Origin of the sequence: Streptomyces sp. NPDC088400, assembly GCF_044753355.1 — a bacterium.
In the GTDB taxonomy this organism is placed as follows: domain Bacteria; phylum Actinomycetota; class Actinomycetes; order Streptomycetales; family Streptomycetaceae; genus Streptomyces.
In genome coordinates, this window is sequence record NZ_JBIVMZ010000024.1 from 20231 (window position 1) to 35972 (window position 15742).

Sequence of the window (15742 nt, forward strand, 5' to 3'; positions counted from 1 at the left end):
CCCGCCGCGGCGGGCAGGCTCAGCGCAGCAGCAGTTGAAGACCGCCGAGGATGGTCGCCGCGATCACCAGCCGCTCGAAGAGCCGTTGGTCGATCCGGTCCACACAGGCCTTGCCGATGAGCGCGCCCGGGATGACGAAGAGCACGAGAGCGGCGTCCAGCAGCAGAGACCGGGCGTCGATCAGGCCGAGCCCCACACTGAACGGCACCTTGGATGTGTTGACGATCAGGAAGAACCACGCGGATGTGCCGAGGAAGCCGAGTTTCCTGAAGCCCGCGGAGAGCAGATAGAGCGACATGACGGGTCCGCCCGCGTTGGCGACCATGGTGGTGAACCCGCCGAGCACACCGTACGAACGGGCCTTGAGCCGCCCGCCGGGCGAGGCCCCCGCACCGCCGTTCTCCGGGGGCCCGGATATGTCACGCCCGCTGCTCTTCCCGGCCTCTTCCGTTTCCTTCGTGTCCTTCGTGCCTTTCGCTTCCTTCACACCGCGACGGCGCCACATCGTGACACCGGCCATCAGCAGCAGGATCGCCCCGATCGAGGTGCGGACGGCGGAGTCATCGGCCCAGAACAGGAACACCGTGCCCAGGACGACGCCCGCGGCGACCGCCGGGAACAGCCGCCACAGGGTCGGCCAGTGGGCGTGCCGCCGGTAGGTGAGCACGGCGATCACATCACCGAAGATCAGAATGGGCAGCAGGACGCCCGTCGACTCACGGGCCGGCAGAACGGCCGCGAACACGGCCAGGCTGACCGTATTCGCGCCGCTCACCGCGGTCTTCGAGAAGCCGACGAGCGCTGCCGCCGCGGCGAGCGCGGCGAATCCCCACCATGTGATGTCCATACGACAACCGATGCTAAGCGCAGCTGTCGGCGGAGGTTCGGGCGCGGTGCTTCCAGCCGGCGAGCGGACCCTGAGCCGTAAGCCGCTACGCGGAAAATGGATACGGGCGAACACAGCCGCATCCGTAGACTCCGCGGTGCTCTACGACGCGTCGTACGGGCCGGACGCTGCGAGTCGACGGGTTTGGAGAACGAAATGCGGGCTGTCGGACGACCGATCATCGACGTGCTGTCCCGGTACCGGCCGCGGGATCCGGCGGAGGCCGTCGACATCCTCCGCGTACGCGAACTCGCGGAGAGCGCCGCCGATCCGTGGTCGCGGTCCATCCCCCTGCACACGACGGCGTCCGCGCTGATCGTGCATCCCGGGAGCGGACGGGTGCTGATGCGCTGGCACGCGCGGCAGAACTCATGGCTGCAGGTCGGGGGGCACGGCGACCCGGGAGAGAGCGACCCGCTCGACATCGCGATGCGCGAGGCCCGCGAGGAGACCGGTCTCGGCGACCTCGTTCCGTATCCCGACGGGTCCGCCGTGCAGGTGGTGATCGTGCCGGTCGCCGCGGGCGGCGACGAGCCCGCCCATGAACACGCCGACCTGCGCTTCGTCCTGTCCACGGCGGAACCGGACGCGGCCCGCCCGGAGAAGCCCGACGCGCCGCTGCGCTGGATGACCCCGTCCGAGGCCCGGGAGCACACCTCCGAGCCCAATGTTCGCGAGGGACTGCGGCGCGTGGAGCGGCTGTTGGCGGGGGCGGAGCAGGGCTGACGAGGGCGGAGGGCGGACGCTCGGGTGGGTATGTGGGTACGGGCAGGTGTACGGTACCGGCCGCGACCCGCTCACACCGGGGAGGTGTCCGCCACCGGCGCCAGCGCGAAGAGGCATGCGGCGCCCGCCACCAGCACGGCCGCCAGGCCGACCACTCCCGCCAGTGTCACCTGGAGCAGCAGTGCTCCGGTGGCCGCTCCGGCGAACATGGCCAGCAGCGATCCCACCTTGCGGTGCGGAGCGGTGCCGGTCCCGGCCCCGAGCACGCTCTGCGCGGTGAGGGCGGTGAGGGTCTGGGTGAGCACGGTCGTCGTGAGATCCCGGGGAGCCAGCAGACGCACCGTCGCGTTCTGGAGACCGCAACAGGCGCCCAGCAGGGCGATGATCACCAGCAACAGCCGCCCCTCGGGGCGCAGGACGCCGGTGCCGATCAGCAGCGCCGTCAGTGTGAGCCCGCCGGCCTGGCCGGCGAAGGAGCCGCCGAGCCAGAGCCGTGGCCTCGCGCCGAGGAGCCTGCTGAGCTGGCCGCCGAGGAACGCGCCCAGCACGAACGTCACCATCGCCACGATCGGCGCCACCACCGGCAGCCCGTATCCGTGCGCGACGGAGAACCCGAGAAAGACGACGTTGCCGGTCATATTGGCGACGAAGACATGACCCAGCCGCAGAAAGCTCACCGCGTCCACCAGGCCGGTCGCGAACGTCATGATCAGGAGCGCCCCCACGGCCCATCGCCGGTCCACGGGCAGTTCCTCGGGCACGGAGACACCTTCTTACTTTCCGTTCGGGGCTCGAAGCAGCCCACACCCTAAGGGCTGTCCCGCCGGGGATTGCGGGACAGCCCTTGGCTCCGGCGCGGCGGCCCGCTCGTTGTCACCACACAGGTCGCCGCCGTCGGTACATGGGGTATGAAGAACGTGGGCGGGTATGGCCGCCACGTCCGAACGCAGCGAAGGAGAACTCCGTGCCCCACACGCCCGGATCCCCCGATGTTCCCGTCGCACCAGACGCTCCCGCTGCTTCCGCGGATCCGTCGGCTCCGGCCGATCCCGCCGCCTCCGCCACTGGGGTCGCTCCGATGACGCGGAACTGGGCCGGCAACATCACCTTCAACGCGGCACGCGTGCACGCCCCTTCGTCCGTCGAGCGGCTACGGGAGATCGTCGCCGGGAGCCGTTCGGTGCGCGCGCTGGGCAGTGGCCATTCGTTCAACACCATCGCGGACACGCGCGGTGATCTGGTCTCCGTGGCCGCACTGCCCCGGATCGTGGAGGTGGACGAGGCGGCGGCCACGGTCACGGTCGGCGGGGGCCTGCGGTTCGCCCAGTTCACCGGTGCCGTACATGAAGCGGGTCTGGCGCTGCACAACCTCGGCTCGCTCCCGCACATCTCGGTCGCCGGAGCCTGTTCCACCGGAACCCACGGCGGGGGCGTCGGCAACGGCACGCTGGCCTCGGCGGTCCGTGCGCTGGAACTCGTCACGGCCGACGGCGAGTTGCTCCGGCTCGACCGGGGCGACGAGGACTTCGCCGGGGCCGTGGTCGCCCTGGGTGCGGCCGGCATCGTCACCCGTATGACGCTCGACCTCGTGCCGGGGTACGAGATCCGGCAGTGGGCGTACGAAGGGCTCTCGCACGGGCAACTGCGCGAGCGGTTCGACGACGTACTCTCCGCCGCCTACAGCGTCAGTCTCTTCACCAGCTGGCGAACCGCGCGGATTGACCAGGTGTGGCTGAAGCAGCGTGTCGGCGACGGTGATCCGGGGCCCGCACCGGACAACTGGCTCGGCGCCGCGCTCGCGGACGGCCCCCGCCACCCGGTCCCCGGCATGGACCCGGCGACCTGCACCGAGCAGTCCGGCGTCCCCGGGCCCTGGCACGAACGACTGCCGCATTTCCGGCCCGAGTTCACACCCAGCAGCGGCGAGGAGCTGCAGAGCGAATACTTCGTCGCGCGTGAGGACGGCCTCGCGGCCTTCGACGCGCTGGCCCGGATCGGCGAGCGCATCGCGCCGGTCCTCCAGATCGGGGAGATCCGCGCCGTCGCGGCGGACAGTCTGTGGCTGAGCCCGGTGTACGGACGCGATTCGGTGGCCTTCCACTTCACCTGGATCCCGGACACCGCCGCTGTGACGCCGGTGCTGGACGCCATCGAGGAGGCGCTGGCACCGTTCGACGTCAGGCCGCACTGGGGAAAGCTGTTCACGATGGGCCCGGAGCGGGTGAGAGGCCTGTACGAGCGCTACGCGGACTTCGAGGCGCTGACGGCGAAGCTCGACCCCCGGGGCACCTTCCGCAACGACCTCGTGGACCGGTACTTCCCGGGCGGCCGTGGATGACGGCGAGTGCCCCACGCCCGGCGCCCAGCACCGGCGCCCGGTTGATCCAGGAGCTCAGCGCTCCGCGAAGCGCGCCAGTACGGTCATCGTCGGGCGGAGATTCCGTACGCCCGGAATGAGACGCCCGACCGGGGCCACGGCACCGAAGTACACGCCCTGGCCCCGGGGGAGCGGTACTTCACGTACGTCCCTGATCCGAGGATGGGCGCTGTACACCTTGTGCAGCTCACCGGCGTTCATGCCCCACGGCATCGGGGGCGTGGCGTATCCCTGGGCGTTCCTCATCGCGCCGTTCACGGTTGCGGCGCTGAACCACCTCGGGACCGCGTCGAAGACGAGTGACCCACCGGCGAAGCGCTCGGCGCAGGTGGCGATCAGTTCCCGGACCTCGGGCGGCCGCAGGTACATCAGAAGGCCCTGGACGGTGACCAGTACCCCGTCCGCCGTGTCGACCTCGGCGAGCCATGCCCGATCCAGTACGGAGCAGGCGAGAGTACGGCGCCGGTCGCCGTCGGGCAGCAGCCGCCGCCGGACGGCGGCCGTCTCCGGGAGTTCGACGGCGATCCACCTCATCCGGCCGTTGTCCACACGCCAGAACTGGGTTTCCAGCCCCTCGCCCAGGGCGACGACCGTGCCGGTCGGATGTTCGGCGAGAAAGTCCCGCACCACGGAGTCGAAGGTACGCACGCGCAGTGCCTGGCCCTGGGCGAGGAAGGGGCTCGGCGGACCGAAGGTCTCGGCGAACGGGTAGTCGACGGTGCCGACGAGTTCGACCGCCTTGGGATCCTGGAGCACCGGGTCCGGCTGCCGCGCCGCGAACGCGCGATGGTACAGATTCCACAGCAGTGTCTCGGGGACACCGGTGAGTGTGACGGCCTGCTTCATTCCGTGGTCCATGGCGGGATACTCCCGTACTCGGCTCTCTCATGCGACCGTTCGACCGCCAGGAGCGCGCTCCCGGGCCCCGTACGGATCGGAACCGGTTCACGTTCCGGCGGTGGGACGGCGGAGACGGTTGAGTGCGAGCGCGCCGAAACATGGCCGGATTTACCAGGGATAATCCTCGTATTGAAGCCTCGGGGGCCGTGGCGATGAGGCAGTCTGCTCGTGTGAGCACGAACTCGGAAGAGGCAGCGGACGAGGCATTCGACGACGCGGCGGCCCGGCGGCTGCTGGAGCTGGGACAGCGGGAGGAGGCGCTGCGACGCGAGTTCCCGGTGGACGGCCCGGTGTGGGAGCGTACGGCGGTCTCGCACTACACCGCGTATGCCGCCATGCTCCACGAGGACCGGGGCTGGCGGCAGCTGTTTCCGGCCCTTCCCACTGAGGACGAGGCGCGGACCGATCTCCGTGACGTCCTGCGTGTACGGGCCCTGGACGGGGGCGAGTTGAGCTCGCGCTTCGCGCGTGCCGCCGAGGCGGTGGCGGAGGGAGAGGACCAGGTGATCATCGGCGACGACGTATACCGGCTCGTACGCGTCGAGGAGACCGTGATCATGACCGACCACGGTCCGCAGACTCCACAGCGGCACGACCGGGAGTTCCCGGAGATGCTCGATGAGAGACCGGGACCCAGAGGGCCGGGACAGCCTCTGCACGACTGACCGCGAGCGCGCCACTGGCGCCATGCCCGTTCGACGGCGTCCGGCCGTCGGGATTCCCCGCCGGGCGACGGGCGGCGCGGTCACCGTGTCCCCCACGATGACCGCTGTCGGCGTGCCGCACCGGCCAAGGCCCCTCAGCCGGTCAGCACTTGCTGCCGGCCGCCACGGAGCCGCCGTCGTCCAGGTTCCCGTTCCACACCCAGCCGTCGACGCTGCTCTGGACATGCGTCCACTTGTTGCCGGCGGAGTTCTTGAACCAGCAGTCGTAATCCATCTGAATGTTCTGACCGACGTACGCGATGATCGTGCAGCCCGCGTTCGGACCGGTGTGGACCGGCTCGGAGGCGCCCTTCGCGTGTCCGACACCGGTCGACTTGTTCGACCAGCCCGGACTCTGACACGCCTGGGCCGTCGCGCCGGCCGACGGAGCCGTCACCATCAGAGTGCTCGCTGCCAGTACGAAGGGCACTGCGGCCGCCGTCCACATCCTGAGCTTGTTCACACGGTCTCCTAGGCTCGGGGGCGTCCTGTTCATGGGGGCCCGCCCGGGTACGTCTGAGAATGTTACGAGCGTGACGAGGAGTCATCACAAGCGATTTTCGGCGGGATCGGGCCTACCGGGAGGACCGGATCGGGATGCGGGCCGCGGAGAACTCCACGGGCAGGGAGACCGGGACCCGGGTCCAGGGCGACAGACGCCAGGCCACCTTGTCGGGCGGGATGCTGAGCATCATGTCCGGCAGCAGATGCAGAGCGGTGTTCACCGCGGTACGGGTGATCAGTCGCGCGGGCACCTGTGCCGGGCACACATGAGGGCCGGCCGAGAAGGCCAGATGCGCACGGTTGCCCGGGTCTCCCGCACTGTCGTCGTCGGGACGGATCGCCGGATCGTCGTTGGCGGCGGCGATCCCCAGGATCAGAACGTCGCCGCGCCGGATGAGCCGGCCGCCCAACTCCGTGTCGCGCAGCGCGTACCGGGCCGGCATGTTGTTCATCGGGGGATCGCGCCACAGCGCCTCGTCGAGTGCGTCGTCCACACCGAGCCGGCCACCGTGCAGCCGGGCGGCGAACCGCGGGTCGGTGAGCATCAGCCGGAGGGTGTGGGAGATCCAGGCGTTGACGCCCTCGGTACCTGAGGAGATCATCACCACCATCGACTGGAGGCGTTCCGCCTCGCTGTTGAGATTCGGGTGGTTGATGAAGGCCGTGGTGAGATCGTCGGTCGGGGTGTTCTGCCGCTCGCGCAGCGTGTCGATCAGGATCTCCTCGAAGTGACGGTTGCCGTCCTGCGAGTCGCCGGCGCTGCCGAACAGCGCGATGAGCGCGCGCCGAAGCTCCTGGCCCTCGGTGCTGTCGAGGCCGAACAGCGACGCGATGGACAACAACGGCACGATCGTCGCGTACTCGCTCACCAGGTCCGCCCGGCCGTGCTGGGAGAACTCCGCGATCAGCTCCGTACACACCGACTCGACCTGGCGGCGTGCCCTGCGCTGGTCGATGCGTGCGACCCCGTCGTCCAGTGGCTGACGCAGCCGACGGTGCTCGGGGCCGTCGGCCCCGACCACATTGGCCCGCCAGGCCATCATCGGGAGCAGTCCCGAACGCGGCGAGACCACACCGTCGTTGAGGTCCCGCCAGTTACGGGCGTCGCGGGAGTAGACCTGCTCCTGGCGGGTGATGGTCAGCAGTTCCCGGTAGCCCATGACGAGCCAGGCGTGCACGCCCGGCTCCAGCTCCACCTTGGCCACATTGCCCCAGTCCTCGCGCAGTTGGCGGTAGACCTCGCGTGGCTCGGTCGCGCCGGTCGCCGCGGACAGGGGGAGCAGGTCCGTACCGTAGCCGTGCGCGGGACATTCCGGCGGCGGGTAGTCCGGCGGGAGACTGTTCATGAGGCGGTCTCCCTGGCCCGCACGGCGCCGACGTTCAGTACGTATTCGACCAGGCTGATCAGCGAGTTCACCGACGGGGTGCGCTCCCGTGCGTCGCACATCACCACGGGTGTCGTCGGCAACAGGTCGAGTGCGCGCCGCAGTTCCTCGGGTCCGTACATCTCGCTGTCCGGGAACTGGTTGACGGCGACCGCGAACGGCAGTCCGCGCAGCTCCAGTTGTTCCAGGACGTCGAAGCTGTCCTCCAGCCTGCGGGTGTCGACGATCACGAGCACACCGAGAGCGCCCTCCGCGAGCCCGTCCCACAGGTCCCAGAACCGCCGCTGGCCCGGGGTGCCGAACAGGTAGAGGACAAGGCGCGAGTTGAGGGTGATCCTGCCGAAGTCCATGGCGACGGTGGTGGTCGTCTTGGTGTCCGTACAGGCCAGATCGTCCACGCCGACACTGGCTTCGGTCATCACCTCCTCGGTGCGCAGCGGTTCGATCTCGCTGACAGAGCCGACCAGTGTGGTCTTCCCGACGCCGAACGCGCCCACCACGAGGATCTTGACGGCCTGCTGGACAGTGTCGGGCAAATAGCGGTCAGCGGAGCCGACGGAGACCATCCAGTACCTCCTGAAGCAGTTGCGATTCGGGCAGAACAGCCTGCGGAATGCTGGAACGCGCCGACAGATGACCACTGTCGACGAGATCGGATGCCAGCACCTTCACCAGGCTGACCGGCAGTTCGAGATGGGCGGCGGCCTCCGCGAGGGACAGCAGCCGCTCGCACATCCGCACCAGGGCACGTTCCTCCCGTGTCGCGGAGACCGGCAGCTCGGGCACGGGATCCGCCGCGATGAGGAGGGCCTCGATACCTACGGTGTTACTGCTGGGTCGGGAGCGCCCCTTGGTGATGACATAAGGACGTAACGCACTGGCCGCGTATTCACCGTCCGGCCCACTCACCGAGCGGATTCCCGTCGGGGCGGACTGCTCAGGTTTCCGGCGCCGATCTTCATGACCTGCGCCTGCATCTGCCGGGCGACCAGCTTCGGGTCCACCACAGGGCCCGTCACCACCCCGAGGTGGGCCCCCTTCGCGCTCCGCATGAACAGAAAACCGCCGTTGAACTCCACCATCTGCTGACGGACGGCTCCGCCCTCCTCACCGAACTCCCGTCCCAGGCTGCGCGCGAGGGACTGCAGGCCCGAACAGTTCGCCGACAGACGGTCGGCCGAGTCCCGGTCCATCCCCTCGGAACTGGCCAGGAGCAGACCGTCGGCACTGAAGACGATCACCTCTCGTACCCCCGGCACCGCGGCGACCTCAGCGATCATCCAGCCGCGCTGCTCCGGGTTCTCCACATAACTCATGCTCAGCTCTGTCCTTCCGGGGAATCGGCGGTGAGGGAGGAAGGGCCGTCCTGGCCCTCGTACAGAACGGAGCCGGACGGCGGGGCGGACAGGCCGCCCTCAAGGAACTGCTCCATCCAGTCACCGGCCTCCTCCGGTGTGCCCGGCGGTGTGACGGCGGTGGGGGCCGCCTCGACCGCGGGAGCGTATTCGTCGCGTCGCGAACGGCGCTGGGGCAGCCGGGGGACGGCCTGTCCGGGATCGGACGGCGCCTCGGGTCCCGCGGTGCCCACGATCACCGAGCCGGCGACCGGCGGTACGGCGCCGGTCACCGCCAGGCGCCCGGTGAGAGCCGGCCCGTACGGGGTGCGGACCGTGTCGGGCGGGGACGCGGGATGGGGTAACCGGAGCGTCGGGGGCGCGGACCGGGCGGGCGGCGCGGTACCGGCCGGGGCGAGCGTCTCCAGCGCGTGCGCGGGGACCAGGACCACGGCGCGGATACCGCCGTACGGCGACGGTCCCAGGTCGACGTCGAAGCCGTGCCGGTCGGCGAAGCGGCCGACGACGGCGAAGCCGGTCTGCGGGATCTCGCCGACTTCGCCGACGCCCAGGAGCCGGCGGCCGGAGACGATCTCGCGCGCTTCGGACAGCCGGTACTCGTCCATGCCCAGTCCGCCGTCGTCCACTTCGACGACCGCGCCGCGCTGCACCGTACGCACCGTCACCGGCACACCCGTACGCGGCGGTGAGTACTCGGTGGCGTTGGCGAGCAACTCCGCCAGGAGGTGGATGAGCGGTTCGACGATCGACGGTGTGACACCGACGTCGGGGTCGCCGGTGACCTCGATACGGTTGAAGGCCACGATCCGCCCGGACGCGGCCCGGACCACATCCACCATCGCCAGCGGCTTCTGCCACTGCTGTCCGGGCCACTCGCCGCACAGCACCTTGAGACTCTGCGCGTGCCGGGCCTGCTGCGTCGCCGCGTGGTCCACCCGCATCGTGGTCTCGAGGAGATCGGCGTCACCGGGGTGGCGGTCGGCCAGCCCGGTCACCGCGGCCTGGATCCGGTGCGCCGAGGTCTGGACCCGGCTCGCCAGCTCGACCAGCGCCAGCCGCTGCGACTCCTCGCGGTTGTCGACCGCCTCGGAGACCTCGGTCAGCAGCCGGTCGAACCACTCCGACACCGCCTCGCCCAGCCACTCACCGCTGTGCAGCGGTGCGGGAATCTCCGTCCTGGTGAGCGCGGCGGGAAGCCGCTCCTTGACGAGATGTTCGACTTCTTCCCGGACCACTTCGGTCTGCTGGCTGGCGCGTTGCTCGAGATAGGACCGCCAGCCGGCGTCGCGCCGGGCGGCGTCCGCCTCCCGCCCCCGGATCTCGTCCCGGTAGCGGGCCACGTCGGACTCGGCGCGCAGGTGCTGTGTGCGCAGGCTCGCCAGAGCGATCAGCACGAGCAGGGAAACCACGCCGTACGCCACGGCCGCGCCGGCATCGAAGTGCGCGATGGGCACCACCGATCCGGAGAACGCGGCGAGGGCGACCACCAGTGCTGTCGGCCAAAGCCACTGCGACCTGCGGGACTGAGGAGAGGGCGCGGGGGAACGTGCCATGGAAAACCTTCGAGTTGGCTGAGAATCATGGTCTGGCGGATATCACCCGGAAGTCGTCACGGGGAGCGAAGGCGGCGCGAGGGCAGTATGACTGCCGGGTGCGAGGGCATCGGGCAGTGGGCTCTGTCGGGTTCACCACGGCCTTGTGACTTGATCATGAGATCAACTATCTCTTCACCAGATGTTGTTGGCAGAGCGTATCGCCGACCGGCCACCACCGGTGGCACATCAATAATGCGGAGAAGCGGGAAATCACGTCGCGAGACTCACCTATTCGGCTTGGTACTCGGGGTGATTCGCGGGAGGTCGCGCTTTTGTTCCCAGGGTGACAGGGAGGGAAATGGTTGACGAAAAGGCAAAGAAAAGGCAAAAGCGGCGGAGGTGCTTCCGGAAAATGCGCGGAGGAGGCGAAACGCAAGAATCACATGAAGCGCGTGCGCATCAGAAATCACATGGAGCGGAAAGGGTGAGGACACCGCCACGGTGAGCGTCCGCCGACGATCCCGTGCGTCTTCGCGTGACCGCGCACCGCGTCGTGCGGCTGATCGGGGCGGAGGGTGATTCGCGGGGCGGACGAGAGGCGTGATCACCTACGGTGAGAGCCTGCCGGGCCCCTCGGTGAGGGTCGCGAAAGACGCCCATGGGTACCCGGGAAGAGACGTGAGGGACCCGGGGGCGCCGCGTGCGCGGTGGTACAGGAAGGAATGGGTGGCCAGTGGTTCTGAAGACGTTCGGGTGGTCGTTCGCCGTCACCGCCGCCGGCCTCGCGGCCGGGGGACTCTACGACGGCTGGGCCGCATTGGGGATCGTCGCCGTCCTGGCGGTCCTCGAGGTTTCGCTGTCCTTCGACAACGCGGTGATCAACGCCGGGATCCTGAAGAGGATGAGCGCCTTCTGGCAGACCATCTTCCTCACGATCGGTGTGCTGATCGCGGTCTTCGGCATGCGGCTCGTCTTTCCTGTCCTGATCGTCGCGATCACCGCGAAGATCGGCCCCGTAGAGGCGGTCGAACTGGCGCTGAACGACAAGGACAGATACCAGCAGCTGGTGACCGACGCGCATCCGTCGATCGCCGCCTTCGGTGGTGTCTTCCTGTTGATGATCTTCCTCAACTTCATCTTCGAGGACCGGGACATCAAGTGGCAGGCATGGCTGGAGCGGCCCCTGGCCAAGCTCGGCAAGGTCGACATGCTCGCGGTCTGCGTCGCGCTGGTCGTACTGCTCGTCGCGTCGATGACGGTCGCCACCCACGCCCATCAGCACGGCGGTGAACACGCCGACAAGGCCCAGACGGTACTGACCTCCGGCGTCGCGGGTCTCATCACCTATCTGGTGGTGAGCGGTCTCTCCAGTTTCTTCGAGAACCGGATCGAGGAAGAGGAGGAACGCGAGGACGAGGCCGAGGAGGCGGCCGCCGAGAGAGCGGCGGCCGCGCGGGCCGCCGGGAGGAGCGACGGCGGGAGCGGCTCGGTGGCCGCGCTGACCGGCAGGGCCGCGTTCTTCACGTTCCTCTACCTGGAGGTCATCGACGCGTCGTTCTCCTTCGACGGTGTCATCGGCGCCTTCGCCATCACCAACGACATCGTGCTGATGGCCCTCGGCCTGGGAATCGGCGCCATGTACGTCCGGTCGCTCACCGTCTACCTGGTCCGCCAGGGGACCCTCGACGACTACGTCTACCTGGAGCACGGAGCGCACTACGCGATCGGCGCGCTCGCCGTGATCCTGCTCGTCACCATCCGGTACGAGATCAGCGAGGTCGTCACCGGCCTCGTCGGAGTCGTTCTGATCGGCTGGTCCTTCTGGTCCTCGGTCCGCCGCAACCACCGCCACGCGCGCGACGCCGCACAACGCGACAAAGGACGACGCGACCCGGCACAGCGCGACACCCCGTAAGCGGTCCGCCCGGGGACCCGGTCCGGCTGCCGGGGCCGTGTCAGACGGTGGTGACGGTGAACAGACCGCCGTCGGGGTCACGGACCGTGGCCTCGCGCCCGCCGCGGGCGGTGACCGGTGAGGCGAGGACGATGCCTCCGGCGGCGCCGGCCGCCTCGACCGCCGCGTCCACGTCGGCCACCCGGAAGGACACATGCCAGCGCGGCCGGACCTGCGGGTCGGGGGCGCTCTCGACCGCTCCGCCGCGCAGCGCCGCGACCATGTGCGTGCCGTCGCGCACCAGCACCTGTTCGTTCTCGTACCGGACCTCGCAGCTGTCCTGTTCGTCCGACCCCCAGTCGAGGACCTGGCCGTAGAAGATGGCGGCGGAGAACGCGTCCCGGGTCCGCAGTTCCAGCCGGGCGGGCCCACTGCCCTGCCCCACGGACCAGCCGGGGATGGTCCGTCCCTCCCAGAGTCCGAACACGGCGCCGTCCGGGTCGGCGGCGAGGACCGCGCGGCCGGTGTTCATGGCGAGGGGGCCCACGGCCACCGTGGCGCCTCGTTCCCGGACCCGGGCCGTGGTCGCGTCGGCGTCGTCCACGACGAAGTACGGAGTCCACGCGACCGCGGCCTGGAGGCTGGAGGCGAGCGCCCCCATCCCCGCGACGGGCGCCCCGTCGGCGAGCGCGACGGAGAACTCGTCGCCCAGGGACGTGGGCCGGAAGGTCCAGCCGAGGACCGACCCGTAGAACTCCTGGGAGGCCTGGAGATCACGGGCCATCAGACTCACCCAGCACGGGGCCCCGGGCACGGGATGACGCGACGCCGGCATGCTCTGGTCCTCTCCCTTCGCGTGTCTCGTGGGTGGGACGCACCTGATCCGTTCCTCGTGGTCATGCTTCCTCCGGCCGTGCCACCGCGCATGTCGGCACCGCCGGGAGGCGGAGCCGGGAGCCCGCGGATTCGGCGCGGGTTCAGCCCATGGCGCGGTCGAGGTTGATCGCCGAGCTGATCAGGGCGAGATGGGTGAACGCCTGCGGGAAGTTGCCCAGGTGCTCACCGGTGAGCCCGATCTGCTCCGCGTACAGGCCCACATGGTTGGCGTAGGTGAACATCTTCTCCAGCGCCAGCCGTGCCTGTTCCACCTCGCCGGTACGGGCGAGCGCCTCCACCCACCAGAACGAGCAGATGGAGAAGGTGCCTTCGGTGCCGTCCAGCCCGTCGGGGGCCTGCTCCGGGTCGTAACGGAACACCAGACTGTCCACCACCAGCCGGCCCGCGATGGCGTCCACGGTGGACCGGAAACGCGGATCCACCGGCGAGACGAACTTGACCATGGGCATCAGCAGCAGCGAGGCGTCCAGGATGTTCTCGGGAGGACCGTCGGCGTCCGAGGACAGGCGCTGGACGAAGGTGCGCGCCCGCGGATCCCAGCCACGCGCCATGATCTGGTGGTAGATCTGGTCGCGGACGGAGGTCCAGCGGCCCAGATCGCCGGGCAGGCCGCGCTGGCGCGCCATCCTGATCATGCGCTCGACCGCGACCCAGCACATGAGCCGCGAATAGGTGTGGTGCTGCCGGCCGGCCCGGGTCTCCCAGATGCTCTGGTCGACGCTGTCCCAGTGCTCCAGCAGCCAGTCCAGAATGGCGCAGAGATCCGTCCAGCTCTCGTGCGAGATACCCGCGCCGTACTTGTTGAACAGGTAGATCGAGTCGATCAGTTCGCCGTAGATGTCCAGCTGCCGCTGACCGCTGGCGTTGTTCCCGGTACGGACCGGGCGCGAGCCCCGGTAGCCCTCCAGGTGATCGAGCGTCTCCTCGGGGAGATCGGCGTTACCGTCGATGGAGTACACGACGCGCAGCGGGCCCTCGCGGCCGTCGGTCGCCGAGCGCAGGCGCTCGGTCAGCCAGTCCATGAACCCCTGGGCCTCCTGGGTGAATCCCAGCCGCAGCAGCGCGTACAGCGAGAAGGCGGCATCGCGGATCCACACGTACCGGTAGTCCCAGTTGCGTGCGCCGCCCACCTGCTCGGGCAGTCCGAGGGTGGGCGCGGCGACGATGGCGCCGGTCGGCTCGTGGGTCAGCATCTTGAGGGTCAGCGCCGAGCGGTGGACCATCTCCCGCCAGCGGCCGGTGTACATGGACTGGCTCAGCCAGCGGCGCCAGAAGGCCACGGTGGCTTCGAAGAGCTCCTCGGCGGCCACCGCGTCGACCGTGCCCGTACCGGCGCCCGAGGGGCCCGAGAAGTCCGAGGCGCCGGGGCAGTCGGAGGCGTCGGTCGTTTCGAGGACGAACAGCGCCGTCTCGCCCTCGGACAGGTCGAACTCCGCGTAGGCGTCGGTGTCGTCGAGGTCCAGCCCGACGGAGGCCCGCAGCAGGAGAGCGAGGGACTCGCCGGTGAACCGCACGCCGTCGGGTGTCCGGTCCAGCCGGTGCCGGTCCCGGCCGTAGTCCATGCGCGGCGCGATCCGCACCGCCAGCCGCATCCGTCCGCGTGCGTTGACCACCCGCCGGACGAGTCGCTGCCGGTGCTCGGGGTCCCGCTCCCGCCGGATCGGCATGAAGTCCTGGACCTCCACGATGCCGTCGGCGGTGAGCATCCGGGTGATCAGGATGTTGGTGTCGGGGAAGTAGAACTGGTCACAGGTGGCGCTCTCGTACATCGGCTCCATGGTCCAGAAGCCGCCCCGGCGTGCGTCGAGCAGCGCCCCGAAGACACTGGGGGAGTCGAAGCGGGGCACACAGAACCAGTCGATGCGGCCGTCGGTGCCCACCAGGGCGGCGGTGCGCAGGTCCCCGATCAGGCCGTGCCCGGCGATCGGCAGATACTCCTCGCCCCACTCGCCCTGGGGCCGTGACGTCGTCTCCTGATCGTCGTGGTTCATCCCGTCGAGTCTCGCGCACCGGCCGTGCGCCCGCACGCCGGTTCTAGGGCGTCGTACGGCTTCGGGACGCCGTGCGGGGCGTCACGCGGAAGTCTGCCCGTGGCCGGGTTCACCGCCGGCGGTGCCGTTGATCTTCTCGATCGCCTGCCGCGCGTGCTCACCGGGTGTCCGGGCCGTCAGGGACGAGACGGTGGAGGCCGCGGTGGGCGGCGCGGCGGTGGGCAGCGCTGCGGACGGTGTGGCGGCCGGTGCGGTGGTCGGCCAGTCCTGTGCGGGCTTCGCGTGGTGCGCGGCCCGGGTGCGCAGCCGGTGGCTCGCGGCTTCGTCGAGGCTCACGGGACGCTTGATCTGGGCGGCGAGCCGACTGGCCTCCTGCCCCAGCGCGGCAACGTCCTCCCACGCCAGCCGCACCACCAGACGGAGTTCGGCCTCCCCGCCGGGGAGAGCGTGGAGCGGGGCGTTGCCGTGGCCGTTGACGGGGTCATTCATGAGCGGGTCCTCTGGGTCTCGGGCGGGCGGGACCTGGCGGGGAAGGCCGCGCACCGCGGAACAAATACGGGGTACGCAGAGGGATACGGGCAATTCCCC

The 15742-nt window shown here is 69.7% G+C and carries 16 protein-coding genes; 4 read left to right on the forward strand and 12 right to left on the reverse strand.

Going from position 1 to position 15742, the window contains the following annotated elements; all coding sequences use genetic code 11:
• Window positions 1-19: 19 nt before the first annotated feature.
• Window positions 20-847: a sulfite exporter TauE/SafE family protein gene (locus ACIQD6_RS35155; RefSeq protein ID WP_401890835.1), complete on the reverse strand. Its 828-nt coding sequence runs from the start codon at window positions 845-847 to the stop codon at window positions 20-22.
• A gap of 195 nt (window positions 848-1042) precedes the next feature.
• Here ACIQD6_RS35155 and ACIQD6_RS35160 point away from each other — a divergent pair, with 195 nt between their 5' ends.
• Entirely contained in the window at window positions 1043-1612 is a 570-nt protein-coding gene (locus ACIQD6_RS35160) for an NUDIX hydrolase (protein ID WP_401890837.1), read from the forward strand.
• 71 nt (window positions 1613-1683) lie between these two features.
• On the opposite strand, the gene ACIQD6_RS35165 is transcribed toward ACIQD6_RS35160, so the two are convergent.
• Entirely contained in the window at window positions 1684-2373 is a 690-nt protein-coding gene (locus ACIQD6_RS35165; RefSeq protein WP_401890839.1) for a YoaK family protein, read from the reverse strand.
• Window positions 2374-2690: 317 nt separating this feature from the next.
• On the opposite strand from ACIQD6_RS35165, the gene ACIQD6_RS35170 reads away from it, so the two are divergent.
• The gene (locus tag ACIQD6_RS35170; RefSeq protein ID WP_401890841.1) at window positions 2691-3950 is read left to right on the forward strand and encodes an FAD-binding protein; all 1260 of its coding nucleotides are present in this window, start codon (window positions 2691-2693) and stop codon (window positions 3948-3950) included.
• A gap of 54 nt (window positions 3951-4004) precedes the next feature.
• On the opposite strand, the gene ACIQD6_RS35175 is transcribed toward ACIQD6_RS35170, so the two are convergent.
• On the reverse strand, window positions 4005-4847 hold the full coding sequence (locus tag ACIQD6_RS35175) for a class I SAM-dependent methyltransferase (RefSeq protein WP_401890844.1): 843 nt from the start codon (window positions 4845-4847) through the stop codon (window positions 4005-4007).
• A gap of 212 nt (window positions 4848-5059) precedes the next feature.
• Here ACIQD6_RS35175 and ACIQD6_RS35180 point away from each other — a divergent pair, with 212 nt between their 5' ends.
• The gene (locus ACIQD6_RS35180; protein ID WP_401890846.1) at window positions 5060-5554 is read left to right on the forward strand and encodes a DUF5954 family protein; all 495 of its coding nucleotides are present in this window, start codon (window positions 5060-5062) and stop codon (window positions 5552-5554) included.
• A 142-nt stretch (window positions 5555-5696) separates the two neighbouring features.
• Here ACIQD6_RS35180 and ACIQD6_RS35185 read toward each other — a convergent pair whose 3' ends face one another.
• The 6 genes from ACIQD6_RS35185 to ACIQD6_RS35210 all read right to left on the reverse strand — a co-directional run bounded on the left by ACIQD6_RS35185 (window position 5697) and on the right by ACIQD6_RS35210 (window position 10390).
• Window positions 5697-6056 carry an SH3 domain-containing protein gene (locus ACIQD6_RS35185; RefSeq protein WP_401890848.1) on the reverse strand — a complete coding sequence of 120 codons (360 nt, stop codon included), beginning with the start codon at window positions 6054-6056 and terminating at the stop codon, window positions 5697-5699.
• Between the two features lie 112 nt (window positions 6057-6168).
• The gene (locus tag ACIQD6_RS35190; protein ID WP_401890851.1) at window positions 6169-7443 is read right to left on the reverse strand and encodes a cytochrome P450; all 1275 of its coding nucleotides are present in this window, start codon (window positions 7441-7443) and stop codon (window positions 6169-6171) included.
• The gene (locus ACIQD6_RS35195) at window positions 7440-8048 is read right to left on the reverse strand and encodes a GTP-binding protein (protein ID WP_401890853.1); all 609 of its coding nucleotides are present in this window, start codon (window positions 8046-8048) and stop codon (window positions 7440-7442) included. Before ACIQD6_RS35195 ends, ACIQD6_RS35190 begins: the two co-directional genes overlap by 4 nt.
• Window positions 8026-8391 (reverse strand): DUF742 domain-containing protein, encoded by a 366-nt coding sequence (locus ACIQD6_RS35200; RefSeq protein ID WP_401890854.1) that lies wholly within the window; start codon window positions 8389-8391, stop codon window positions 8026-8028. The genes ACIQD6_RS35195 and ACIQD6_RS35200 overlap by 23 nt, the downstream gene beginning before the upstream one ends.
• Window positions 8388-8798, reverse strand: coding sequence for a roadblock/LC7 domain-containing protein (locus ACIQD6_RS35205; protein ID WP_401890856.1), 411 nt, complete (start codon window positions 8796-8798; stop codon window positions 8388-8390). Before ACIQD6_RS35205 ends, ACIQD6_RS35200 begins: the two co-directional genes overlap by 4 nt.
• A 2-nt stretch (window positions 8799-8800) precedes the next feature.
• Window positions 8801-10390: an ATP-binding protein gene (locus tag ACIQD6_RS35210; RefSeq protein ID WP_401890859.1), complete on the reverse strand. Its 1590-nt coding sequence runs from the start codon at window positions 10388-10390 to the stop codon at window positions 8801-8803.
• A 715-nt stretch (window positions 10391-11105) separates the two neighbouring features.
• Between ACIQD6_RS35210 and ACIQD6_RS35215 the strand changes: the two genes are divergently transcribed.
• Window positions 11106-12287, forward strand: a complete 1182-nt coding sequence (locus tag ACIQD6_RS35215; RefSeq protein ID WP_401890862.1) for a DUF475 domain-containing protein — start codon at window positions 11106-11108, stop codon at window positions 12285-12287.
• Window positions 12288-12327: 40 nt separating this feature from the next.
• On the opposite strand, the gene ACIQD6_RS35220 is transcribed toward ACIQD6_RS35215, so the two are convergent.
• From ACIQD6_RS35220 to ACIQD6_RS35230, 3 genes are all read right to left on the reverse strand, one after another.
• A complete protein-coding gene (locus ACIQD6_RS35220) occupies window positions 12328-13050 on the reverse strand; it encodes a VOC family protein (protein ID WP_401890865.1) in 723 nt (240 codons plus the stop codon).
• 193 nt (window positions 13051-13243) lie between these two features.
• Window positions 13244-15154: a glycoside hydrolase family 15 protein gene (locus ACIQD6_RS35225; RefSeq protein WP_401890867.1), complete on the reverse strand. Its 1911-nt coding sequence runs from the start codon at window positions 15152-15154 to the stop codon at window positions 13244-13246.
• Window positions 15155-15235: 81 nt separating this feature from the next.
• The gene (locus tag ACIQD6_RS35230) at window positions 15236-15643 is read right to left on the reverse strand and encodes a hypothetical protein (RefSeq protein ID WP_401890870.1); all 408 of its coding nucleotides are present in this window, start codon (window positions 15641-15643) and stop codon (window positions 15236-15238) included.
• Window positions 15644-15742: the final 99 nt, after the last annotated feature.

Bases quoted from the DNA above. Each gene is read 5' to 3' on its own strand.
- ACIQD6_RS35175 (WP_401890844.1), bottom strand. From the start codon at position 4,847: ATGGACCACGGAATGAAGCAGGCCGTCACACTCACCGGTGTCCCCGAG.
- ACIQD6_RS35220 (WP_401890865.1), bottom strand. From the start codon at position 13,050: ATGGCCCGTGATCTCCAGGCCTCCCAGGAGTTCTACGGGTCGGTCCTC.
- ACIQD6_RS35195 (WP_401890853.1), bottom strand. From the start codon at position 8,048: ATGGTCTCCGTCGGCTCCGCTGACCGCTATTTGCCCGACACTGTCCAG.
- ACIQD6_RS35190 (WP_401890851.1), bottom strand. From the start codon at position 7,443: ATGAACAGTCTCCCGCCGGACTACCCGCCGCCGGAATGTCCCGCGCAC.
- ACIQD6_RS35225 (WP_401890867.1), bottom strand. From the start codon at position 15,154: ATGAACCACGACGATCAGGAGACGACGTCACGGCCCCAGGGCGAGTGG.
- ACIQD6_RS35205 (WP_401890856.1), bottom strand. From the start codon at position 8,798: ATGAGTTATGTGGAGAACCCGGAGCAGCGCGGCTGGATGATCGCTGAG.
- ACIQD6_RS35230 (WP_401890870.1), bottom strand. From the start codon at position 15,643: ATGAATGACCCCGTCAACGGCCACGGCAACGCCCCGCTCCACGCTCTC.
- ACIQD6_RS35170 (WP_401890841.1), top strand. From the start codon at position 2,691: ATGACGCGGAACTGGGCCGGCAACATCACCTTCAACGCGGCACGCGTG.
- ACIQD6_RS35160 (WP_401890837.1), top strand. From the start codon at position 1,043: ATGCGGGCTGTCGGACGACCGATCATCGACGTGCTGTCCCGGTACCGG.
- ACIQD6_RS35210 (WP_401890859.1), bottom strand. From the start codon at position 10,390: ATGGCACGTTCCCCCGCGCCCTCTCCTCAGTCCCGCAGGTCGCAGTGG.
- ACIQD6_RS35155 (WP_401890835.1), bottom strand. From the start codon at position 847: ATGGACATCACATGGTGGGGATTCGCCGCGCTCGCCGCGGCGGCAGCG.